The sequence below is a fragment of the Streptomyces sp. NPDC057136 genome, assembly GCF_042670885.1.
GTDB lineage: Bacteria > Actinomycetota > Actinomycetes > Streptomycetales > Streptomycetaceae > Streptomyces.
Genome location: NZ_JBHUUV010000041.1, coordinates 1 through 16,454 on the forward strand (window position 1 = coordinate 1; position 16,454 = coordinate 16,454).

Here is a 16,454-nt window from a genome sequence, read left to right on the forward strand (position 1 = left end):
CACCGCAAACAATTGTCAGCTTCACGCTGCTCGTTGGTACGTAAGTCGACGCCCGCGCGGACCAAAGACCGGCGCGGGCGTCGACGGCGCGTCAGTACCCGTTCCACCAGCGCGACACGGCCTGCCACAGCCGGGCGGGTGCTCCCGCCCGGCGCTGCCCGGGAATCGCGGGTGCACGGTCCGGCGCTCCCGGCTCCTGCGGGGAGGTGCCGGGAACGTGGGCGGGCGGCGGAACAGCCGTGCCGTGACTCGGCGCGGGGGTCGGCCGGGCCGGGGACGACACCTCCCAGTCGCTGCGCGGCCCGGGCCGGCTCATCAGCGTCAGCGGGTCGGCGTCGATCTCGTGCTGCGGGCCCGGCATGAACTTCACCGGCAGTTCCACCAGATGCCGGGACATGATGTTCCCGATCCAGCGCAGTTCGCTCTCCTCGACGCCGAGCTCCATGTCCGGCAGCCGCATGAGCAGCGCGTCGACCCCGACGTCCGCGATGGCACGTCCGATGTCCTGGCCCGGGCATTCGTGCGGGCCGCCACTGAAGGCCAGGTGGGCGCGGTTGCCCTCCATGTTGGCGGTGAGGTCGGGGCGTACGTTCGGGTCGGTGTTGGCGGCGGCGATTCCGACGAGCAGGGCGTCGCCCGCCTTGATCTGCTGCCCGCCCAGCTCCGTATCGCCCACGGCCCAGCGGCCGAACACGGCGGTGAACGGCGGTTCGTCCCAGAGGGTCTGTTCCACCGCTTCGGGGACCGTCATATGGCCGCCACTGAGCCGGGCCCGGAAACGTGGATCGGTCAGGACCATGCGCAGCACGTTGGCGATCAGGTTGGCGGTCGACTCGTACGCGGCGATGAGGATCAGGCGGAGATGCTCGGTGACCTCGATGTCGGTCAGCGAGGCAGGATGCTCCAGCAGCCAGGACGCGAGGTCCGGGGCGGGATCGGCACGCCTGTGCTGGACGAGCCGGCTGAGTGCGCCGACCACATAAGCGTTGCTCGCCACGGCGGTCTCGGTGCCGCGGGTCATGTCCCGGGCTGCCTGCACGAGACGGTCGTCGTACTCCTCGGGCATGCCGAAGATCGCACACATCACCATCATCGGCAGATGCTCGGCGAACTGGCTGACGACATCGGCGGTGCCCTTGAGGCAGAAGTCGTTGACGAGCCGGTTACTGAAGCGGTTGACGTGCCTGCGAACCCCGCGGGTGTCGATGCGCGCCATGCTGTCGGTGACGGCGCCGCGCTGGCGCTCATGGGTCGCGCCGTCGGCGAAGACACAGACCGGCTGCCAGGTGAAGATCGGCGCGAGCGGGTGGTCGGGGGCGACGCTGCCGTCCTGGAGGGCCCGCCAGCGCCGGGAGTCCCGGGAGAACTGCGAGGGCGTCCGGGTCATGTGCAGGTTCTCGCTGTGCCCCAGGACGAGCCAGGCGGGTACGTCTCCGTGCAGCAGCACCGGTGCCACCGTGCCGTGTTCGGCGCGCAGTTTGTCGTAGAGGCCCGCCGGGTCGTTCTCCGCCTCGGGGCCGTATAACCGGCGCAGTCCGCCGGGGGTGAGGCCGTGCGCGGGGCACTCGGGGGGCGGCACGGGCCCCGGGGCCGTTCCGGGTTCGTGGTGGAAGGGCGTGGTCACAATCGCTCCAGGGGTCGGGCCGCCCGGTGTCCGGGCGAGGGGCGCGCGGGGTGCGGCCGCGCGGGCGGGACGTGCGCGGACGGAAGGTGCGCGCGGGGGCGTACGCGGGCGCCGCGAGCGCGCACCTTCGTCAGGCGAGGGGAACGGCGACGCTGTGCAGATACCGCATCAGGGTCATCAGCACGTCACGGCTGGAGACCCGCAGCCGGGCATCGCAGTCGATCATCGGGACCTCGTCCGGCAGGTCGAGTGCGGTACGCAGCGCCTGGACCGGGTGATGCGGCGCGTCGGGGAAGGTGTTGACGGCGACGACGAACGGCACGCCGCGCTCCTCCAGCCGGCCGATCACATCGAAGCTGACCTCGAGCCGTCGGGTGTCGATCAGGACGACTGCCCCGAGAGCTCCTTCGAACAGCCCGTTCCACAGGAACCAGAAGCGTTCCTGGCCCGGGGTGCCGAAGAGGTAGAGAATCAGTTCCTCGCTGAGACTGATCCGGCCGAAGTCCATGGCTACGGTGGTGGCGGTCTTGCTCTCCACCCCGGCGTTGTCGTCCACGCCGACACCGGCCTGGGTCATGGTCTCTTCGGTCGTCAGGGGCCGGATCTCGCTCACCGAGCCGACCATCGTGGTCTTGCCGACCCCGAACCCGCCGACGATCACGACCTTCACCGCGGCCGTGGCCGTGGTGGGTAGGACGTCCTCGCTCCTGGGGCCAGTGATCGTGTCAGAGCTTCTGAAGTCCATGCATCACCGCTTCGAGAAGGGATCGGTCCGGGAGGGTGGCGCGGACGATGGGCGCACGTGATTCGATCTGTTCGCTCGCGAGCAGTTCGGTCAGGAGCGAGGTCACGACACTGAAGGGCAGGCTCAGATAGGCCGAGATCTCGGCGACGGACAGTGGCGCCCGGCAGAGCCGCAGGATCGCGGCCTGCTCGGGCTGGACCGTCGGCGAGGGCTCCGCCTGCGAGACCACCATCGTGACGAGGTCGAGTGCCGCACGCTCGCCGTCGGGATCGCCGGTGATGACGTACAGCCGTTCCGGATCGCTCAGCGCCGGGTCGGCCTTTCGGCGTTCTCGTCGGGGAGCATTCATCCGGCCTGCCCGTCATGTCGGGGCGGGCTCGAGAGGTGGGCTCCGATCCGGACGACCATGTCGCGCATGCGTGCTCCCACCAGTCCGGCGTCGACCGTTTCGTCGGCCAGGACCGCGAGGTACGAACCCGCTCCGGCGGCCATCAGATAGAAGAACCCGCCGTCCACCTCGATGACGACGAGGCGCATCAGGCCGTCGCTGTAAGGGATTTCGGAGGCGACGGCGGCCGCCAGGCTCTGCAGCCCGGCGCAGGCCGCCGCGAGACGGTCGGCGACGTCGGGGTCGCCGCCGTGCCGGGCGATGCGCAGGCCGTCCGAGGAGAGCACCACGATCTGGTGGATGCTCGGCACGTCGTCGGCCAGTTCCTTGAGCATCCAGTCCAAGTTCCCGCGCTGCTGGATCACTTCAGGTCTCCCTTGTCCCACGCATCATCAGAGTCCTCGTCGTTCTTCGGTTCCTGGGGCACACCGTTGACGGCCTGGGTGAATGCCTCAAGCCAGAGCCCGGGCGGCGGCGGCTCGCCGTTGCTCCGCCCGCCGTTGTGCCCGTTCTGCGCTCCCGCGGCGGGGACGGCCGGCTGTGCCGTCTGCTGCGGGAGGTTGTGCGAACCGAGCGGCGCGCGCCCGCGGCTGCGGCGCTGCGGGAGCCCGCCCGCGGTCCACTCGGTCACCACGGGGACGTCGTCCTCCAGGGCTGCCGCCGGGACCACCGGGCCCGTCGGGGTGGCCGGCTTCTCCGTGTAGCCGGGCATGCCGGCGGCCACCGAGGGGGGCAGCTCCGTGGAGACGGGCCGGGGCTTGCGCTTGCCGGGGGGCGGGACGACGTGCTGGAGCTGCGACATGTCGAGCGAGCTCTGGGGCCGCGAGGTGGCGCCGATGCCGTGGGCGATACCGGGAGCGGCGCCCGTGGTGAGCATTTCGCGCGGCACGATGACCACGGCACGTACCCCGCCGTAGGCGGACTGCCGTAGGGAGACCTGGAGTTGGTACATCCGCGAGATCCGGCCGACGACGGCCATGCCGAGGCGCGGGGACTCCCCGAGGTCGTTCATGTTGATGCCGGCCTGTGCCTGGGCGAGCATGTTCTCGGCTCGGGCGCGGGCCTCCTCGCTGAGGCTGACGCCGCCGTCCTCGATCTCGATGGCGATGCCGGTCTGGACCTCGACCGCGGTGACGTGCACACGGGTCTGCGGCGGCGAGTAGCGCGTCGCGTTGTCCAGGAGTTCGGCGCAGGCGTGGATGAGCGGTTCGACCGAGGTGCCGACGACGGCGACCTTGGCGATCGAGTGCAGATCGACGCGCTGGTATTCGAGAATCCGGGACATCGCACCGCGCAGCACGCTGAACAGCGGTACGGGCTTGGGCCATTGGCGGCTGGGGCGGGCACCGCCGAGCACGGCGATGGAGTCTGCGAGCCGTCCGATCAGCGCGGTGCCGTGGTCGATACGGAGCAGGTCGTCGAAGACCTCGGGGTTGCGCCCGTGGTGGTCCTCCATCTCCCGCAGCTCACTGGCCTGCCGGTGGACAATGGCCTGGACACGACGGGCGACGCTGACGAACGCGCGCTGCGCGGAGTCACGCATCGCCTCTTCGTTGTCGATGATGTCGAGGATCTGGAAGACCAGGCCGCGCAGGGCCTTGGGGAGGTTGCGGTACGACTCGTCCGCGTCGACGATGTCGCGCATCACCTCTTCGGGCGAGTTGCTGGCACGCAGTCGACGGATCGCGGTCGGCAGCAGTTCCTTGGTCATCCGCACGGTCTCCGCGTCGTGCGCGGCGATGCGGTGTTCCAGGTGTGCGATGCGCTGTTCGTAGTGCGCACGCTGGACGTTCATGGCGCGGCGGCGGCGGTTGAGTACGACGGTGAGCACGGAGACCACGAGCGTGGCGATCGCACCGCACCAGACGACTGGTATCCGCGCGGGCTCGGTCACCAACGCCGCGCCGGCGGCAGTGGCGCCGGCCATCAGCACAAGGGGCAACACCACAGCACGGACCACGGGGATTTCTCGGTCAATCGGTGGTGATTCAACACGAACCATCTAAACCCTCTGGCGGTTGATTCGGGGGGCATTCGGAAGATCTGCGCACTTGTGATGACAGTCGCGAACAAGTGCTCGAATTCATATCAACTCGACTTCGATGCGCGTGAGCTTAGCCAGATCAGAACACCACTTCGGCATATTCACCCAACCCCCTGCGCGAGCACTCCGGCAGTAATACACTCACCAGTTTTTGCACTGAACGGCGTCGGGCGTGCGCGGGGAGTAATCGGTGACGGTGGCGCGTGGGTACGACGCTGCGGCGTCCCGTGGTGCGGGATGCTGAAGTACGGCCCTGGCAGCGGGGCTTGACGGATCGTCGGGACTGCCCCGTAAAGGGCCACCCCGAACAGGGAACATAGGCGACCTATTCGATTCCTGAGCGATTTACTCCGTCCCTCATGACGGGACAGAGGCACAGGTGATCGAACCGGATCGAAAGGAGCAGATTCATGACCGAAGGACTGATTCACCGAAAAGAAGCCATCGCGGCGACGCGGGGCTGCACCATCGAGTCACTGGACACCGGCCTCCGGCTGATGCGACTTTTCCTCACCCACGACACACTCACAGTCTCCGGGGCCGCCGAGCTCCTGTCCGTCGGCCGTTCCACCGCGCACCGGGTGCTCTTCACCCTGGAGGGGCGTGGCTTCGCGACCCGGGACCCCTCCGGCAGCGGGTACTCGGCCGGCCCCGAGCTGATCCGGCTCGGCCGGCCCGCCGGCTTCGGTGCGGCGCTGCGGGCGCGGCTCGGAGACGTACTGGAGGATGCCGCCCGGCGCACCGGCGAGACCGTGCAGAGTGCCGCGCTGATCGGGGACCGGGTCATCGTCACCGACGGCCGCGAGTCGTCCCAGCCGGTGCGGGTGGTGCTGGAGATGTGGCGCACGCACCCCGCCCACGCGACGTCGGGCGGCAAGCTGCTGCTCTCCCGGATGACGGCCGACCAGGTGTGCGTCCTGTATCCGCAGGAGGTGCTGTCGGCAGCCACCCCGCACACCCTCACCTCGCGCGCGGCGCTGCTGGACGAGCTGGCGGAGATCCGCGACCTCGGTCACGCGGTCAGCCGCGGCGAGTCGGTCCGGGGCATGAACGCCGTCGCCGTCCCCCTCGGCGGGGCGGGCCCCCGGGACCGGCTGGCCCTGACCGCGTCGGCGCCCGCCGATCGCGGGGACGACACGGCACTGGTGGAGTTCGCACGCCAGTTGCGGCGGTCGGCCTCGCTACTGAAGGCGGCGGACGCGTCCTGATGCTCGGAGCCGGGTCAGCGGCGGGCGCCGCCGATACGGCCCTCCAGCTGCACGAGCAGTTCGCTGAGCTGCGCGCTCAGCCGGCTGCGGGCCCCGTCGTCGAGGCCGGAGAGGACGCTGCGTTCGTACGCGAGCTGCTGGGGCAGCAGCCGGTCGACCAGGGCACGGCCCTCCTCGGTGAGGCGGACGTGGGCGACCCTGCGGTCGCGGTCATCGCCGCGGCGGTCGACGAGGCCGCGTTCCTGGAGGGCACGGAGGCGTTTGGTGACGGCGGCGCCCGACGAGAACGTTTCGCGTGCCAGCTCGCCGGGTGTGAGTTCGCGGTCGGTACGGCGGACCGCGCCGAGCAGGTCGAATTCGGCGCGCGTCAGTCCGGCGGAGCGCAGCGGGGCGTCCTCCGCCTGCTGGAGGAGCGCGGCGCAGCGGTTGATGCGGCCGATGAGCTCCATCGGGCCAGTGTCGAGCTCCGGGTTGACGGCCTGCCACTGCCGTACCACCGAGGCCACGATGTCGTCGGTCACACCGCTCCGTTCTGAGGAGGCCGGAGGGCGGTCAGCCCTTGCCTTCGTGCTGTTGCGGCGAGCGTACGGTGTCCGGCCTGCTCGGCCGCGAGGAGCTGTTCCTCGGGCAGGGCGCGCTGCCACCATTCGCCGGCCGCGGCGTCGGTGGCCATGCGCAGTTCGACGAGGGAGCCGGTGAGCCCGCGGCGCGCTCCGTCGAGCTCGGCAGGTCCGGATGCCGGGTCGGCGATGGTCCGTACGGCGTGGACGCGGGCCGCGTCGGTCGCGGCCAGCGTCTTCTCAACGTACCCGGAGGCGCGCCGGTTGGTGACGGCCGTCGCGGCGAGGAAGCCGACGACCGCGCCGACGAGGGTGTCGAGGACCCTGTCCCCGATGAGTTCACCGGCCGGGTGGGTACCGCCGAACTCCAGGACCAGGAGGGCCATCGGGGTGACGGCGATCGAGCCGAGCCAGTAGTTGCGGGTGATCAGGGCCTCGGCGGCGAAGTTGAAGAACAGACAGCAGGCGATGAGGGCGAGCGGACCGGTCCGGCTGACCGGGAGGACGGCGGCGAAGACCAGCACGCCGATGAGGTTGCCGAGGGTCCGCTGAAGAGTCCGGTTCCAGGACAGGGTGACGTTGGCCTGATAGAGGGAGGCGGCGGTGACGATCGCCCAGTACGGGCGGCCGATGCCGAGGGCGGCGCAGACGTATCCGGCAAGTGCGCAGCCGATGAGGGTGCGGGCGGCGATGGGCAGCAGGGGGGAGCCGGGCGCGAGCGCACGCAGCACCGTGCGGCGGGCACGGAGCTCGCGGTGGGCGGCCCGTTCGGCGTCGACGCCGAAGATCTCGGCGGTGGTGCCCGGCGCCGGTGGCGGGGAGGGCACGGGACCGCGCGCTCGCGTCGCGGCGGCCCAGGCGCGCAGCTGTGCCGGACCGGGTGCGGGGGTCGCGGCGGGGCCGGGTCCGGAGGAGTGCGGGGCTGCCGACCGGACCGGTGCCTCACGATCCGGGGCCCCGTCGAGGGCCGTTGAGGCGAGTGCAGCCTCCGCGTGGATGACGAGGCGTGCCAGCTCCCGGCGTACGGGGGTGGCGCGGCCCGTGGCGAGCAGGGACTGCCAGGCGCCGTGCACGGCGGCGGCCGCGGCATGCCGGGTGCGGTGGCCGGGGGCGGCGGCGTAAGCGGCCGCGGCGTCGAGTGCGCGGGCGGTGGCGCGGCGCTCCGGGCCCTCCCTGCGCAGCAGTGCGGGGCAGACGGTGACGAGCCAGGAAAGGGCTCCCGCGGCGAGGGCCAGTGCGAGGTGCCCGGGCACCTGGCCGAGTTCCTGTGGGGTGAACAGGGCGGCGGAGGTGACGAAGGTGAAGATCACATGGCCGGGCGGCCCGATACGGGTCGCGTCGCAGAGCGCCTTCTGCGCCGCGGCCAGCAGGGCGGCGACGGCGATCAGAATCGCGGTCGAGTCCGTGACCGAGGCGGTGACCAGCGACAGCGCGACGCCGACGAGCATGCCGAGCACCACGCGTGCGACGGTGGCGGCCCGGCGGGCGTACGGCAGGCTGTGGCCGTAGAGCGCGCAGAGCGAGCCGGCCATCGTGTACATCACGAGGTCGAGCCGGTCCAGGGCGAAGAGCAGCAGGTTGGGCACGGCGGAGGCGACGACGACGCTCAGCGCCGGCTTGAACCAGGTGTCCGAGGGGCGCGCGAGGCGCAGCGCCCCGGCTATCGGGAGGCTGCGGACGGAGGGCCGCCGGGGTCGAATAGGTGTATCGCTCACTCAAATACCTTAGCAGGTATTACACCCGTAAAGCATTTGTCTCCGGAGCGGCCCGATGGCAGGCGGATCCGGCCGGTCATAGCGTGCAAGGACACACGTGGGTTGATGAACGTCCGCATGATCACAGAGGGAGCGGAATGAAATACTCCAAGCCGCTGGACAGCGGCCCTTGCTGGGTCGAGCTGAGCACGTCGGACATCCCGGCCGCCAAGTCCTTCTATACGGCCCTGTTCGGCTGGCGGTCCGAGACCGATCCGCGCCCGGAGGCCGGCGGCTACACCATGGCCCGGCTCGGCGACGCCGCGGTGGCCGCGCTCAGCCCGGCCTACCAGCCGGATCAGCCCCCCGCCTGGACGGTCTCCTTCTCCACCCAGGACACGGACGCCACTGTGGAGAAGGTGACATCCGCGGGTGGGACGCTGCTGGTCGGTCCGATGGACGTCTTCGACCTGGGCCGGTTCGCTGTGGTCGCCGATCCGGACGGCGCGGTGTTCTCGCTCTGGCAGCCCCGTACGTTCGCGGGCGCCGAGCGTCTCAGCGATCCGGGCGCCCTGGGCTGGGTCGAGCTCTCCACCCGCGACACGGAGAAGGCCCTCTCCTTCTACCCGTCGGTCCTCGGCTGGACGGTCAACGCCGGGGAGTCCTACACCCACTGGGGCGTGGGCGGCGCCGATTTCGGCGGCATGATGGCGATGGACGAGAAGTTCGAGCCGGAGGTGTCCCCGTACTGGCTCCCCTATTTCGTCGTCACGGACGTCGACGCCACGGCCGCCACGGCGCTGAGCGCGGGCGGTGATCTGCTGCTGCCGCCCACCAGCATCCCGGACGGACCCCGGATCGCGGTCCTCCGCGACCCGCAGGGCGCCGCGTTCGGCATCCACAAGTCGTACGAGGGCTGAGGCACCCGGACGTCTCAGCTGCGCAGGTTCGCCGTCGCGTCCCGTCAGGTAGAGACGCGCGGCGAATGTACCGATTTCTGGTGTGCCTGTTCCGCCGCCTGGCTAAGGCTGCCGGTGGCGGCGCTTACGAAGGTGTGATCCCCGCCTGCCGCTGCTGCCGCACACGCCGCGTCATAACCGCACCGGGGATGGCGACCGCGAGCAGGACTGGGATCGCGGCGGCGATCCCGAACCAGAGAAAGATGGCGAGGTAACCGTAGGCAGCGTTCCCCACGTCCTTGTCCGCCTGTACAAGGAGGACAAGGCTCACCACGAACGCAACCACCATGAGGACCGCGATGATGATTGCGAGCCAGATGAGAATGCTGGCCCATCGCCGGTAGCCGGCGCTGACCCCCCGGGCTTGCGGTGGCGCGTACGCCTTGGGCGCACCGGGCATCTGGGCCGGGTGAGGGGCTGGCTGCTGGTCAGACATGGGGCCCAGTTCTACTGTGCGCGGCCCCGAAACACCACCCACACCGCCGCAAGCGGGCGCCGCGCCAGGGCGTTCCCCAGCCAGCACTCGGCCCATCCGGCCAGGTCGGAGCGCTTGACGGTCTCGCGCGAGCGGCCGCACTCCGCCGGCGTGGAGTTCACGATCCACACGTCGTCGCTCCACATGGAGGTGTCGGTGGCCAACAGTGGGGTGACCCGACGCAGCAGCTCGGCGGCCTTGCGCAGACGCTTGTTGTAGCCGGGCTGCTTGGGCAGGTACGGGAAGAGATGCCGCAGGTGAGCGCAGGCGCGGCGGAGCCATTTGGCCTCGGAGGCGAAGCCGAGCACGGCCTGCATCATCGCGAGCGTGACCAACTCGATGAATGAGTCCGATGTTTCAGTGGGCATAGGCGATCAGGGGTCGTTTGATCTTGGCCCCGGTGGTGGTCCAGTTGTGCCAGACGCCGGCTGCGAGGGCGAGGAGCCTATGGCCAGTGCGGGCGAAGACTCCGGCGAGGGTTCTGCCGCCGTGTTGTTCCAGGCTGAACTGGCCTTTGAGGGTGTCGAACACGGCCTCGATCCACTGACGGACACGGGCGGGGCGGCCGTGCCCTCGGCAAGGGACGGACGCGGCCGGCGGCGGATCGACCGGTCACTTCTTCCTGGCGTCCCACGAGCCGGCGTTGAAGCTGCGCAGCAGGACGACCAGCGTGGCCCCAAGCCGCCAGTCCAGTCCCGGCGCGTGCACATGCAGCTTGTCGCCGCGGGATCTGAACTCCAGCGGCATCTGCCCACCCGCGCGCCACCTGATGCGCCGGGGGCCGCGCGCGACACCACCCTCGTTGCCGGGGACACTGTCGAAAACGCTGAACACGAGGATCAACAGCTGAAATGGCACCGACAGCCACCACATGCACCACCACAAGATCCGGCCCTTGAAGCCCACCGCATCGGGGCCGCCGGGCTGAGTCACCGTCCAGCGGGTGCGCAGGCCCCTGCCACGGAGCGCCTTCTCGCGCACGAGCGTGCCGATGAGCTCGCCCTGCGCACCGAGCGCCTGAAACGTCGCGACACCGCCGGTGGCTGACAGGGTCACCAGGGTGGCCACCCGCTCCCGGCGGTGCTCGTCGGCCCACAGGACGAAGGAGCGAGCGCCGCTGCTGCGGGCCGCGAGGTATGCGGGTATGCCGCCCGGCGGCAGCTCGCGCTCCACGTACGCGACCACCCGGTCCGGTCCCGATCCGTCGGAGAAGTCGACCACGTTGACCGGCGCCGGAGCGCCGTCGTGGACTCTTTCCAGGAGGCCTCTCATGGTCAGTACATTGCTCACCCGACATGCTCCTTCGTGCTCGGGCAGGTGCGGCGCCAGTAGCGCCCACTCAACATCTGTCAGATAACCCCGCCCCACAGGGGGCGGAACTATTCACCGGCCAGCCCGTCACGTGTGGCCCGTCGGACAGGTCCTGGAAACCGTAGTGGTCGCATGGTGTCCCTCGCCGCCCGGGCAACCGCCGTCGCGCCGCGCGGCGTTCGCCGCGCGTGGACGGGCAGCGCCGCAGCCACCGCGCCTTCCCCAGGACGATACTGATCACGGTGAGCGTACCCAGGTGGCGGCTCGGACGGAGCCGTTCCGGACCCACTGATGCCGAAGACCGGCACCGCCCGCCGCTCCGTGCGGGTCGGCCCGCAGCGTACACTCACGGGCGCACCGTCGAGCGATGGCGAACCCGGGGGGGAAGACACTGTCCGTGCATGACTACGACGCCCCGGCCTGGGGGCCGCTTCCCGTCCGCCCGGCCGCACTGCGCCGGCTGCTGCTTCTCCCCCTGCCCCTGGTGTTCCTGCCGCTGTGTTGGGTGGTGTGGGTCTTCCTCGCGGTCTGCTTCTACTGCGTAGCGACGGTGGCCGAGCTGATCGTCTACATGGTGCCGCGTGCCGAGAACGGCGCGATACGGGTGCTGGACACCACGCTGGGCCGGGTGCCGTTCGTCCAGCTTCGGTGCGTGACCCCGGTAGCGCTGGTGCGGGAGGGCGACACGGCGTACTACCAGGCGCACAGCACGGATCCCGGATATCTCGCCTACGAGCAGTCGCTCCGCGACAGCGGGTTCCTGACGGATCCTGACTCGTCGGGTAGCAACGTAACCGCCGTGGACGTCCACGGCGGCCGGAAGCACTGATGGGCAAGGGCTGGGAACGCCGCAGGCGTCGGCTTGTGAACCGGATGTCTCAGGCGGGGCCGGTCGGCGGCGTGCTTGCGGCGCTGCTCAGCCTGGGGCGGGCGAGGAACTCCGACTGCGAGGACGTGTTCGCGGAGACGGCACTCGCCGTCGACGGCGTGGTGTCGGCCGAGTTCGACTGCAGCGACATGTTCGGCGGAGGCTGGCAGCGGGGCAAGGTGGTCCTGCGGGCCTCGTCACGCGACGAGGCGATTCGCATCATGGACGCGCTGTTGCGGGCGTTCGCTGCCGAGCCGCGCCTCGAACCCCGGTGGGCGACGCCGCAGGAGTACCGCAACGAGGACGGGTCGATCGTCGTGGGGGCGGGGGCCGTCGGGTTCTCGGCGGTTCCGAGGATCCGTGAGGTGCGCGAACACTATGGAAGGGACTGATGAGTGATACGACGTGAGCGAATGCGGTTGTTGCCGGCCGTCGTGGTGGCGGCGCTGGTGCTCCCAGTCTCGGCGTGTTCGTCCGGCAGTGCCGCCAAGTGCGAGGAGGCGTTCACCGCGGCGGCGATGTCGGTCGCCGGCGTGGCCTCCGCGGAGTGGGAGTGCAGCGACAGCTTCGGCGGCGGCTGGCAGCGCGCTGACGTGGTGATCGAGGCGACCACCGAGGACGAGGCCATCGCGGTGATGGACGCGACCCTGCGGGCCCTAGCCGCATCGCCCGACCTCGAGGACGGTTGGGGGACCCCGCAGGAGTACGTGACCGAGGACGGGTCGATCATCGTCGGGGCGAACGACCTGGGGTTCAACGGCCCGCCAAATGTCGGCGAGGTGCGCGAGCACTACGGCATCACGCCCGGCTGACACCGCCAGTACCTCCGGCCGCACCCGGACTCAGCCCGATTCCCGCCCGGCCCCGGAGACAGCCGCCGAGGCCCTCGCCGACGCAGAGGAGGGCGCGGCCCGGATGTCGCGAGTGTCGCCGCGGCCACCGCCCGGCAGGTGCCCAGGTGGGGATCGGCGAAGCGGTCGCCCGAAACGCAGAAGGACATCGAGCGGTTCGCCCTGCGGGCGGCAATGTGGGCTGCTCTACAGACCGCGGGCGAGCGGGCCCAGCTCACTGCCAGATGGCTGCTCGAGTCCTACGCTCTGCTCCCTCTCCCGGACGGTGGGGACGATCGGGAGGAGCCCTGGTTGAGCCTGTTCGCACTACTCGACACCAGAAGGTCGTTCTCTGTTGCCACCTGCGCCTGTTTCGCGTGGGGGGAGGACCTCAACTCTTGACGGCCTCTGCGATCTGCAGGGCGGCCTGGGCGGGCGTGAGGTGCGTGGTGTCGACGACCTCGGCCTCGCCGTGTAGCCACGTGCGGGCCGCCTCGGCGTAGGGCTCAAGGTATTTGAGACGGAATGGGGAGGGGCCAAGAAGAGTGTCCCCCTCGATGCGCCCGCGGAGGGTGTCTTGGTCAGCGTGGAGGACGAAGTGCCGTACCGGAATGGCATGTTGGGCGAGGCCCGTGCTGATCTCGCGCCAGTACTGCTCGACCAGGACAGTCATGGGCATCACCAGAATGCCGCCGGTGTAGTCGAGTACGCGGCGGGCGGTCTCGACTACGAGCGGCCGCCACGGCGGCCAGTGCTGGAAGTTGTCCGTCCCGGGCAGCCCCGGCGTGATGTCCATGAGTGTCTCGCCGACCTTCTCGGCATCGAACACCCGTGAATCCGGGATCAGCTGCTGCACGAGTGCACTGGTCGTCGTCTTGCCTGCGCCGTGAGTGCCGTTGAGCCATACGATCATGGGGCCCAACGCTAGCGCTGTGCGGGCCGCGGGAACGGGCACAGCAAAAGAAGGGCGTCGGCCCGGCGCACCGAGGTGCCGGTGGGCCTCAGCCCAGGCCGCGGGCGTCCTGCTTGAGCGCGGTGTCGACCGTCAGGGCCGTGGCGACGACGAGGCTCAGCAGCGGCTCGGGCAGCTGGTAGTGGATCTGGAGCACGTAGTTGTCGGCCGTGGTGAACATGGTCTTCGCGAGGCCTTCCCAGGTCTTGGTGATCCGGGCTATCTCGGCGTCGTTGTGGTCGACGATCGCGAAGTTCCAGGCGCGCCAGTTCTCCGCCTTGATGGCGCCGATCTTCTGACCGTCGACCATGATGGCGAAGTTGATCTTGCCGATGGCGTTCTGCTGGACGATCTCACCGACCGGCTGTCCGTCCGGGCGCTGGACGACGACCCGGGACTTGATGAACTTGGCCGGCCGCGTCAGCAGCAGTTGCGGCTGACCGTGCGCGTCGCGGATCTCCAGCCGGTGCGTCAGGTACTGGTCGATGCTCGCGACGAACCGCAGCACCTTGCGCAGTGCGCTCTGGCCGACCTGCACGACCGAACCGACGGTGTTGCCCTGCTGGTCGAAGACCTTGTACTCGGTCGTGACCTCGATCAGCTTGGCCTTCTGGTTCACGACCAGGACCTGCTGGTTGAAGAGCGAGCCGGCACTGGGGACGCCCTGCTGGGGCTGCATCGCCTGCTGGGGCTGCATCGCCTGCTGAGGCGCCTGGTGCGGAACCTGCGCCTGTACGGGAACCTGACCCTGGACCTGACCCTGAGCCGGGGCCTGCTGGCCCTGCGCCGGGTTCGTGTGTTCGGTCCACTGGGAGCCGTCCCAGTAGCGCAGCAGCTGAGGTGCGCCGTGGGGGTCCGGATACCAGCCCGCAGATACGTTCGAGTGCGTGGTCACCGGGGCACACTATCCCGCGAACCTGTGACCCCATACTCCTTGAATCTTCACACACCATTACGATGGCGGCGATGACCAGGCTGAGCGAGCGGACGGACCGGCGACGGAGCGGCACACGCGTGCCCGCCGCGGTGGGCTGGGTCCTGGTCCTCCTGGCGATGGTGTTCTGTTGCTCACTGAGCACCGCGGCTGCTGCCCCGCCGCCGGGCGATGCCCGGCTCGCGGCCCCCGCACGGGCCATGACCCCGACGCCGGCCACCGCCGCGTCGCTCGTGACGGCGCACGCACCGGACAACCGGGGCATGGGCAGTTCCTGTCACGGCACCTCGGACCACTCCTCGGCCGTCGTGCTGCCCGGCCCGCCCGCGCTCGCCGGCCTTCCCACCGCTCTCGCCCCGGCCCCGGCCGTCCCGCTCGCCGGAGCAGCCGCGATCCGCGGCCCCTCCAACGACGCCGTGGGCGCCGTCGACCATCTCCGACTGCAGATCCAACGGATCTAGAGGCCACCGCCGCCTCTTCCTTCCCCACGCGACGCGCACGCCCGCGCGCTCGCGTCCCGTTGAACCCGAGGATCTGCCATGGCTTCCGCCAAGAACAAGAACCAGAACACCCCCGCCGCCGCCCGCCGGGCCAAGCTCGACGAAGCCCGCCGCAAGGAGCGGGCACGTGAGCGGCGCGTCCGCATCATCACCATCAGCGCCTCCGTCGCCGTGGTCGCCGCACTCGTCGCCGGAGGCGGCTATCTGATGGCCGCGGCCGACGACAAGGACAAGGCCGAGGAGCAGGCCAAGTCCTCTCCGGTCAAGGGCGAGCGGACCTGGGACAAGCTGAAGCAGAACCATGTGAGCAAGAAGGTCGACTACCCGATGAACCCGCCCGTCGGCGGCGACCACAACCAGGTGTGGATGAACTGCGACGCCGACGTCTACACCGCGGAGATACCGAAGGAGAACGCGGTCCACTCCCTGGAGCACGGCGCGGTCTGGGTCACGTACAACGACAAGGCGAAGGACGCCGACATCGAGGCCCTCAGCAAGCGCGTCTCGAGCACCCCGTACTCCCTGATGAGCCCCGTCGCGGACCAGGACGCCCCGCTGATCCTCAGCGCCTGGGGCAAGCAGGTCACGGTGAAGAGCGCCACCGACGCGCGCGTCGCCCAGTTCTTCAGCAAGTACGTCCAGGGTCCGCAGACGCCTGAGCCGGGCGCCGCCTGCTCGGGTGGGCTGGACAAGTGACCTCCGCCGTACGCGTCCCCCGCCCGCTGGTGCTGGCGGGCGCCGTGGTGTTCCTGCTGGCGCTGGGGCTGATGGTGCTCACGATCGGACAGCCGTCCTCGGCGGCCTCGTCCGCTTCCGGTACGTCCTCCTCGGCCTCGGCCGCGCCCGCGGAGACCTCCGCCGATGTGGGCTTCGCCCGCGACATGTCGATCCATCACCAGCAGGCGGTGGAGATGTCCTTCATCGTCCGGGACCGGACGGACGACGTGGACGTACGCCGTCTCGCGTACGACATCATCAACACCCAGGCCAACCAGCGCGGCATGATGCTGGGCTGGCTGGAGACGTGGGGCAGGCCGAAGAGTTCGGAGCGGCCGCCCATGGAGTGGATGGGGCACACCGTCACGGCCACGGGTGACGGCTCGCTGATGCCGGGCATGGCCACCGACGCGGAGCTGGACGAGCTGCGGAAGGCCAAGGGCACGGCGGCCGAGATCCTGTATCTGCGGCTGATGACCGTCCACCACCGGGCGGGCGCCGAGATGGCGCAGGCGGCGGCCGGTGCGGCGGTCACGGAGGAGATCAAGAACCTGGCGGCGGGCATGGTCCGCGGCCAGAAGTCGGAGATCGGGCTCATGGCGGACATGCTCAAGGAGCGGAGCGCCACCGCCTGACGGGCGACGG

19 protein-coding genes and 2 pseudogenes are annotated in these 16,454 nt (G+C 70.1%); 8 read left to right on the top strand and 13 right to left on the bottom strand.

The window, feature by feature from the left end; all coding sequences use genetic code 11:
- Positions 1-91: 91 nt before the first annotated feature.
- The 5 genes from ACFT7S_RS32825 to ACFT7S_RS32845 form a co-directional block, all read right to left on the bottom strand.
- Complete coding sequence (locus ACFT7S_RS32825) at positions 92-1,624, bottom strand: cytochrome P450 (RefSeq protein ID WP_382738191.1); 1,533 nt, start codon at positions 1,622-1,624, stop codon at positions 92-94.
- A gap of 130 nt (positions 1,625-1,754) precedes the next feature.
- Positions 1,755-2,369 carry an ATP/GTP-binding protein gene (locus tag ACFT7S_RS32830; protein WP_382738194.1) on the bottom strand — a complete coding sequence of 205 codons (615 nt, stop codon included), beginning with the start codon at positions 2,367-2,369 and terminating at the stop codon, positions 1,755-1,757.
- The gene (locus tag ACFT7S_RS32835) at positions 2,350-2,718 is read right to left on the bottom strand and encodes a DUF742 domain-containing protein (RefSeq protein WP_382738197.1); all 369 of its coding nucleotides are present in this window, start codon (positions 2,716-2,718) and stop codon (positions 2,350-2,352) included. The genes ACFT7S_RS32830 and ACFT7S_RS32835 overlap by 20 nt, the downstream gene beginning before the upstream one ends.
- Positions 2,715-3,122, bottom strand: coding sequence for a roadblock/LC7 domain-containing protein (locus ACFT7S_RS32840; protein ID WP_382738200.1), 408 nt, complete (start codon positions 3,120-3,122; stop codon positions 2,715-2,717). The genes ACFT7S_RS32835 and ACFT7S_RS32840 overlap by 4 nt, the downstream gene beginning before the upstream one ends.
- Positions 3,119-4,759, bottom strand: coding sequence for a sensor histidine kinase (locus tag ACFT7S_RS32845; RefSeq protein ID WP_382738203.1), 1,641 nt, complete (start codon positions 4,757-4,759; stop codon positions 3,119-3,121). Before ACFT7S_RS32845 ends, ACFT7S_RS32840 begins: the two co-directional genes overlap by 4 nt.
- Positions 4,760-5,211: 452 nt before the next feature.
- On the opposite strand from ACFT7S_RS32845, the gene ACFT7S_RS32850 reads away from it, so the two are divergent.
- Complete coding sequence (locus ACFT7S_RS32850; RefSeq protein ID WP_382738206.1) at positions 5,212-6,009, top strand: IclR family transcriptional regulator; 798 nt, start codon at positions 5,212-5,214, stop codon at positions 6,007-6,009.
- A 14-nt stretch (positions 6,010-6,023) separates the two neighbouring features.
- On the opposite strand, the gene ACFT7S_RS32855 is transcribed toward ACFT7S_RS32850, so the two are convergent.
- Both ACFT7S_RS32855 and ACFT7S_RS32860 read right to left on the bottom strand, forming a co-directional pair.
- On the bottom strand, positions 6,024-6,530 hold the full coding sequence (locus ACFT7S_RS32855) for a MarR family winged helix-turn-helix transcriptional regulator (protein WP_382738208.1): 507 nt from the start codon (positions 6,528-6,530) through the stop codon (positions 6,024-6,026).
- Positions 6,527-8,284, bottom strand: a complete 1,758-nt coding sequence (locus ACFT7S_RS32860; protein WP_382738211.1) for an FUSC family protein — start codon at positions 8,282-8,284, stop codon at positions 6,527-6,529. Before ACFT7S_RS32860 ends, ACFT7S_RS32855 begins: the two co-directional genes overlap by 4 nt.
- A 137-nt stretch (positions 8,285-8,421) precedes the next feature.
- On the opposite strand from ACFT7S_RS32860, the gene ACFT7S_RS32865 reads away from it, so the two are divergent.
- Positions 8,422-9,183, top strand: a complete 762-nt coding sequence (locus tag ACFT7S_RS32865; protein ID WP_382738214.1) for a VOC family protein — start codon at positions 8,422-8,424, stop codon at positions 9,181-9,183.
- Positions 9,184-9,307: 124 nt separating this feature from the next.
- On the opposite strand, the gene ACFT7S_RS32870 is transcribed toward ACFT7S_RS32865, so the two are convergent.
- The 4 genes and pseudogenes from ACFT7S_RS32870 to ACFT7S_RS32885 form a co-directional block, all read right to left on the bottom strand.
- Complete coding sequence (locus ACFT7S_RS32870; RefSeq protein WP_382738217.1) at positions 9,308-9,658, bottom strand: hypothetical protein; 351 nt, start codon at positions 9,656-9,658, stop codon at positions 9,308-9,310.
- A gap of 86 nt (positions 9,659-9,744) precedes the next feature.
- Positions 9,745-10,065 (bottom strand): annotated as a pseudogene (locus tag ACFT7S_RS32875) (IS982 family transposase); the annotation flags it as partial.
- Positions 10,055-10,249, bottom strand: a pseudogene (locus tag ACFT7S_RS32880) (IS982 family transposase); the annotation flags it as partial. The pseudogenes ACFT7S_RS32880 and ACFT7S_RS32875, both read right to left, overlap by 11 nt.
- Positions 10,250-10,309: 60 nt before the next feature.
- Positions 10,310-10,987, bottom strand: coding sequence for a hypothetical protein (locus ACFT7S_RS32885; protein WP_382738221.1), 678 nt, complete (start codon positions 10,985-10,987; stop codon positions 10,310-10,312).
- A gap of 388 nt (positions 10,988-11,375) precedes the next feature.
- Here ACFT7S_RS32885 and ACFT7S_RS32890 point away from each other — a divergent pair, with 388 nt between their 5' ends.
- The 3 genes from ACFT7S_RS32890 to ACFT7S_RS32900 are packed head-to-tail and all read left to right on the top strand — an operon-like array spanning position 11,376 to position 12,688.
- The gene (locus tag ACFT7S_RS32890; protein WP_382738224.1) at positions 11,376-11,837 is read left to right on the top strand and encodes a hypothetical protein; all 462 of its coding nucleotides are present in this window, start codon (positions 11,376-11,378) and stop codon (positions 11,835-11,837) included.
- 35 nt (positions 11,838-11,872) lie between these two features.
- Positions 11,873-12,268: a hypothetical protein gene (locus tag ACFT7S_RS32895; RefSeq protein WP_382738226.1), complete on the top strand. Its 396-nt coding sequence runs from the start codon at positions 11,873-11,875 to the stop codon at positions 12,266-12,268.
- A gap of 21 nt (positions 12,269-12,289) precedes the next feature.
- Positions 12,290-12,688: a hypothetical protein gene (locus ACFT7S_RS32900; protein ID WP_382738229.1), complete on the top strand. Its 399-nt coding sequence runs from the start codon at positions 12,290-12,292 to the stop codon at positions 12,686-12,688.
- Positions 12,689-13,097: 409 nt separating this feature from the next.
- Here the strand turns inward: ACFT7S_RS32900 and ACFT7S_RS32905 are convergent, their stop codons facing one another.
- Positions 13,098-13,619: an ATP-binding protein gene (locus ACFT7S_RS32905; RefSeq protein ID WP_382738232.1), complete on the bottom strand. Its 522-nt coding sequence runs from the start codon at positions 13,617-13,619 to the stop codon at positions 13,098-13,100.
- A gap of 88 nt (positions 13,620-13,707) precedes the next feature.
- A complete protein-coding gene (locus tag ACFT7S_RS32910; protein ID WP_382738235.1) occupies positions 13,708-14,553 on the bottom strand; it encodes a phospholipid scramblase-related protein in 846 nt (281 codons plus the stop codon).
- 71 nt (positions 14,554-14,624) lie between these two features.
- On the opposite strand from ACFT7S_RS32910, the gene ACFT7S_RS32915 reads away from it, so the two are divergent.
- From ACFT7S_RS32915 to ACFT7S_RS32925, 3 genes are all read left to right on the top strand, one after another.
- Positions 14,625-15,053, top strand: a complete 429-nt coding sequence (locus ACFT7S_RS32915; RefSeq protein ID WP_382738238.1) for a hypothetical protein — start codon at positions 14,625-14,627, stop codon at positions 15,051-15,053.
- 78 nt (positions 15,054-15,131) lie between these two features.
- Entirely contained in the window at positions 15,132-15,788 is a 657-nt protein-coding gene (locus tag ACFT7S_RS32920; protein ID WP_382738241.1) for a DUF3105 domain-containing protein, read from the top strand.
- Positions 15,785-16,444, top strand: coding sequence for a DUF305 domain-containing protein (locus tag ACFT7S_RS32925; RefSeq protein ID WP_382738244.1), 660 nt, complete (start codon positions 15,785-15,787; stop codon positions 16,442-16,444). The genes ACFT7S_RS32920 and ACFT7S_RS32925 overlap by 4 nt, the downstream gene beginning before the upstream one ends.
- The last annotated feature ends 10 nt before the right edge of the window (positions 16,445-16,454 follow it).